Annotated in this window: 6 protein-coding genes; 4 read left to right on the top strand and 2 right to left on the bottom strand. The window is 71.8% G+C overall.

Annotated elements, in window-relative coordinates; genetic code table 11:
* The first annotated feature begins 50 nt into the window (after positions 1-50).
* Genes FV222_RS17660 through FV222_RS17645 form a run of 4 tightly spaced genes read left to right on the top strand, consistent with a single transcriptional unit; the run spans position 51 to position 3,775 of the window.
* Positions 51-1,616, top strand: a complete 1,566-nt coding sequence (locus FV222_RS17660; RefSeq protein WP_147753650.1) for a DUF6513 domain-containing protein — start codon at positions 51-53, stop codon at positions 1,614-1,616.
* A gap of 4 nt (positions 1,617-1,620) precedes the next feature.
* Complete coding sequence (locus FV222_RS17655) at positions 1,621-2,244, top strand: DUF447 domain-containing protein (protein WP_147753649.1); 624 nt, start codon at positions 1,621-1,623, stop codon at positions 2,242-2,244.
* Complete coding sequence (locus FV222_RS17650; protein WP_238272081.1) at positions 2,244-2,783, top strand: SRPBCC family protein; 540 nt, start codon at positions 2,244-2,246, stop codon at positions 2,781-2,783. The genes FV222_RS17655 and FV222_RS17650 overlap by 1 nt, the downstream gene beginning before the upstream one ends.
* Positions 2,780-3,775, top strand: a complete 996-nt coding sequence (locus FV222_RS17645) for a beta-propeller fold lactonase family protein (RefSeq protein ID WP_147753647.1) — start codon at positions 2,780-2,782, stop codon at positions 3,773-3,775. The genes FV222_RS17650 and FV222_RS17645 overlap by 4 nt, the downstream gene beginning before the upstream one ends.
* Before the next feature lie 151 nt (positions 3,776-3,926).
* On the opposite strand, the gene FV222_RS17640 is transcribed toward FV222_RS17645, so the two are convergent.
* A complete protein-coding gene (locus FV222_RS17640) occupies positions 3,927-4,127 on the bottom strand; it encodes a hypothetical protein (RefSeq protein WP_147753646.1) in 201 nt (66 codons plus the stop codon).
* A partial coding sequence (locus FV222_RS17635) for a hydantoinase/oxoprolinase family protein (protein WP_348644945.1) occupies positions 4,124-4,819 on the bottom strand: 696 nt, incomplete at its 5' end. The genes FV222_RS17635 and FV222_RS17640, both read right to left, overlap by 4 nt.

Genomic DNA, 4,819 nt, shown 5'->3' with positions numbered 1-4,819 from the left:
GCGATCCTGGGGCCCGCCGGCGAGCGCGCCGTCCACCTCAGGGCCGCCGCATGAGCGGCGCGCCCGAGCACCTCGTCTTCGTCACCGGCAAGCTCGCGCGCGCCCGGCTGGAGAAGGTCGCGAGCGCCCTGCCCCCCGAGCGCTTCGCCTGGAGCATCGCCGATTCCGGGGTGAAGGTCGCCGCGCTGATGACCGAGGAGATCATCAAGCGCCGCGTCACCCTGCCCGACGGCGCCACCCGCATCGTCCTGCCGGGGCGCTGCCGGGCGAACCCTGAGGCGCTGGCCGCCCATTTCGGCCTGCCGGTGGAGCGCGGCCCCGACGAGATCGTCGACCTGCCGGCCCATCTGGGCTTGGCCGGCCGCAAGGTCGACCTCTCGCGCCACGACCTGCGCATCTTCTCCGAAATCGTCGACGCCTCGAAGATGAACGCGGACCAGGTGGTGGCCAAGGGACTCGATCTGGCGCGCCGGGGCGCCGACGTGATCGACCTCGGCGGCCTGCCGGACACCGACTTCCCGCATCTCGAGGCGTGCGTGCGCGGGTTGAAGGCGCAGGGGCTGAAGGTCAGCGTCGACTCCTTCTCGATCGACGAGCTGCGCCGGGGGGCGGCCGCCGGGGCCGACTTCCTGCTGAGCCTCAACGAGGAGACCCTCGACCTCGCCTTCGAGACCGACGCGGTGCCGATCCTCGTGCCGACGCGGCCCGACGACCTGCCCTCCCTCGACCGCGCCATCGCGCGGATGGTGGCGGCGGGGCGCCCGTTCATCGCCGACCCGATCCTGGAGCCGATCCATTTCGGCTTCGTCGACTCGATCGAGCGCTACCGCGCCACCCGCGCCCGCTGGCCCGACATCGCGATGATGATGGGAACCGGCAACCTCACCGAACTCACCGAGGCCGACAGCCTCGGGATCACCGCGCTGCTGGTCGGGATGTGCTCGGAGCTGTCGGTCGGCAACGTCCTGATCGTGCAGGTCTCCAACCACACCCGCCGCACGGTGGAGGAACACGATGCCGCGAGGCGGGTGATGTACGCGGCCAAGGCCGACGCGGCGCTGCCGAAGGGCTACGGCCGGGCACTTCTGGCACTTCACGACAAGCGTCCCTTCGTGCAAACGCCCGACGAGATCGCGGCGCTGGCGGCCCAGGTCCGCGACCCGAACTACCGGATCGCGGTCGCCGAGGACGGGATCCACGTCTACAACCGCGACGTCCACAAGGTCGGCACCGACGCGATGGCCTTCTTCACCGATCTCGACGTCGCCAGCGACGGCGCCCACGCGTTCTACCTCGGCGGCGAGCTGACCAAGGCCGAGACCGCGTGGCGCCTCGGCAAGCGCTACGTGCAAGACGAGCCGCTGGACTGGGCCTGCGCCGCCGACGCCGATGTCGAGGACACCACCGCCTTCAAGAAGGCCGGCCACACCAAGCATTCCGGGCCGGACGCCCTGCCGGGCGCCCGCGACGCGCAGGTTCCGGTCGAGGCCGGCGCCTCGGCGCCCCGCACCATCGCGCCGGAGGAGGCCGCGGCCGAGGCGTCGGTGTCGGCGACGCCCGAGGCGCCCGCGCAAAAACTCGTCTGCGGCAAGCTCGTGCCGGCCGGGGAGGCCTGAGCCGGTGCCGCTGATCCTCGAGACGATCGTCACCACGCTCTCTCCCGAAGGCGCCCTGCACCTCGTGCCCTTCGGCCTGATCGCGGAGGGCGACGACTATGTGCTGGCGCCGTTCCGGCCCTCGCCGACGATCCTCAACCTCGACGCCGACCCGTACTTCTGTGCGTCGAGCCCGCGCGACGTGCGGGTGATCGCGGGCGCCGTCACCGGCCGCCGCGAGTGGCCGACGGTCGCGTGCGACAGGATCCGCGGACGGCGCCTCGCCGACAGCTTCGGCCACGCCGAGTTCGCGGTGACGTCGGTCGAGGCCGACGCGACCCGGCCGCGCTACCGCGGACGCCTGGTCCACGCGGCGGCCCACGCCCCGTTCATAGGCTACAACCGGGCGCAGGCCGCCGTGCTGGAGGCGGCGATCCTCTCGACGCGGCTCCACATGCTGGCGCCCGACAAGGTCATGGCCGAGATGCGCTATCTCGCCATCGCGATATCCAAGACGGCCGGCCCGCGCGAGCGGGAGGCCTGGGACTGGATCGAGGACAAGGTCGCCGCCCACCTCGGGACGGAAGACCGCATCCTCGCCGACACCGACGCCGCACGAGACGGCGAAGCCTCAGGAGTGACATGCTGATGAGAAGACTGGCCCTCACGAGCGCCGTGGTGATCGCCGCGCTGGCGGCGACCACGGCCCAGGCCCACGGCCCGACCCGCAAGAAGGTCGAGGAGACGGTCGAGATCAACGCCAGCCCGGACAAGGTCTGGAAGGTGATCGGCAACTTCCAGGACATGAGCTGGCTGCCCCTGGTCGAGAAGACCGAGGGCAAGGAGGGCAACACCCCCGACAAGGCCACCCGCGTGCTGACGCTCAAGGGCGGCGCCACCGTCGAGGAGAGCCTGTACAAGTATTCTGCCGAGAAGATGAGCTACTCGTACCGGATCACCAAGGTCGACGTGAAGACCCTCCCGGTCAACGACTACTCCTCCACGCTCAAGGTCGAGGCCGACGGCGACGGCAAGTCGAAGGTGTCGTGGGACGGCGCGTTCTACCGCGGCTACATGAACAACGACCCGCCGCCCGAGCTGAGCGACGAGGCCTCCCAGAAGGCCGTGCGCGGCCTCTACCGCACCGGCCTCGACGCCCTGAAGGCGCAGGTCGAGAAGGGCTCTTGAGCCGTTTCACGACGACGCGACGCGGAGGCCGGCCGGGTGCCGGCCTCTCGCTCGCCTCGGTCCTCGCGCTGGCCTTGGCCCTCTGGCTCGCCCCGTTCGCCGCGCGCGCCGCCGAGGCGGTCGTCACCGTGCAGGGCGACAACGCCGTCGACGTGATCGACCTCGCGGCCGGCACGATCCTGCAGCGCATCCCGGTCGCCGGCTCGCCCGCCGGCATCGCCTTCTCGCCCGACCGCACCCAGGCCTACGTGACCTGCCCGGACGCGCCGGGCATCGCCGTCATCGACCTTCCCACGCGCAAGGTCGTGCAGGTGCTGACCCTGCCGGGCGGTCCCCTCGGCATCGCGGCGAACCCGAAGGGCGGCGCCGTCTACGTCGCCGACTGGTACGCCAAGCGGGTGTTCGTGCTGGTGCCGGGCGAGGCGGGTCTGAAGCTCGACGGCGAGATCGCGGTCGGCGCCTCGCCCTCCGGGCTGGCGGTGACGCCGGACGGCGCGACGCTGCTGGTCGCCAACCGCGAGGCGGACACGGTCTCGGTGGTCGACCTCGCGACCCGCCGCGCGACCGCGACGATCGCCGTCGGCCACCATCCGTTCGGCCTCACGATCGATGCCGACGCCAAGCGCGCCTACACCGCCAACGTCACCGGCGACGACGTGTCGGTGATCGACCTTTCCGCGGCGCGCGAGGTCGGCCGGGTGAAGACCGGCCAGCGCCCCTACGTGATCGCCCTGACGGACAAGCGCGGCTTCGTCACCGACCAGTATTCCGGCACCGTCACGGTGTTCGACCGAGGCACGCTCGCCCCCGTGACGCGGATCGAGGTCGGCGACCACCCCGAGGGCATCGCGACCACCGCCGACGGCCGCTCGGTCATCGTCGCCAACTGGGGCTCGAACACGCTCTCGGTGATCGACGCCGAGACGCTGACGGTGACCCGCGAGATCAAGACCGACGACAGCCCGCGGGCGTTCGGGGACTTTTTGCGTTAGAGCATTTTCCGTGATCTCTGGATCACGGAAAATGCTCTAACTTGTTGTGGGGTCGCATTTTCTTCACGCGAGCCGGCATCCACCTCGCTTGAAAATGCTCTAGGGACCGGTGCGTGCGGTTCGGACGTCACGCGCCCTCCCTGCGAGGCGATCAAGCCGCCTCGGGCGGCTCGCCGTCGTCCGGGGCTTCCGGCGCGTGCAGCATGTCCTCCAGCTCGTCGATCAGCCGGTCGATCTGGTCGGGGGTCGCCAGCACCTTGACGGTCTCGCCGTCCTCGGTGGCCAGCGCCAGCTCGATATGCGGGCCGACCCGGGCGGTCAGGACGCGGGCGAGGATCTTCAGGGCGGTCATCGAGCTTCCTTCGTGGGGGCGGGTTCGGCGGAGAGCAGCGCCACGGCAAGCGCCGGGCCGCAGGTGGAGGCCCAGTCGGGGCGGCCGGCGATCCGCTCCGCCAGCACCGCGGTGAAGGCGAGGCAGCGGCGGCCGAGCCGCTGGGCCAGGGCTTCGACCAGGAACGCGCCCGCGCCGCAGGCGATCAGTGGCGCGGCGGCCGGCATGTCGGGGCGCGAGAGCAGGCCGGCGGCGGCATCGTGGAGCAGGCGCAGCTGCGCCTCGGCGAAGTGGCGGGCGAGCGCCCGCCAGGCCTCGTCCGTCCCCTCCCCGCGGTCGCGGCCGATCATCCGCGCGAGCCGCGTCTCGCTCTCGGTCACCGACTTGCCCTTGCCGTCGCCGCTCGCCTGCTGGTCGGCCCCCTCGGGCAGGTCCCCGGTGATGCGGTAGACATCCGCCGCGTGCGAAAAGGTCTCGGCCATCAGGCGGGTGCGGCGGCCCTGGAACGGAGCGTGGTCGGCGAGCGCCAGCAGGGGCGTGCGCACGACGCCGGTGTAGACGAGCTCGCCCGTCTCCAGCCGCTCGGCGTCGCCGTAGCCGGCGGCGGCGGCGCGGCCCCCGACGATCGGGATCAGGTCCGTGGTGGTCGAGCCGACGTCGACGAGCAGCGCGTCCGGCACGTGCCGCCCGAGCAGGGCCGCGGTGGCGTGCCA

Origin of the sequence: Methylobacterium sp. WL103, assembly GCF_008039885.1 — a bacterium.
Taxonomy (GTDB): Bacteria; Pseudomonadota; Alphaproteobacteria; order Rhizobiales; family Beijerinckiaceae; genus Methylobacterium; species Methylobacterium cerastii.
The sequence above is the reverse complement of the archived record's forward strand: the minus strand, read 5'-3'. Positions and strand labels throughout refer to the sequence as shown.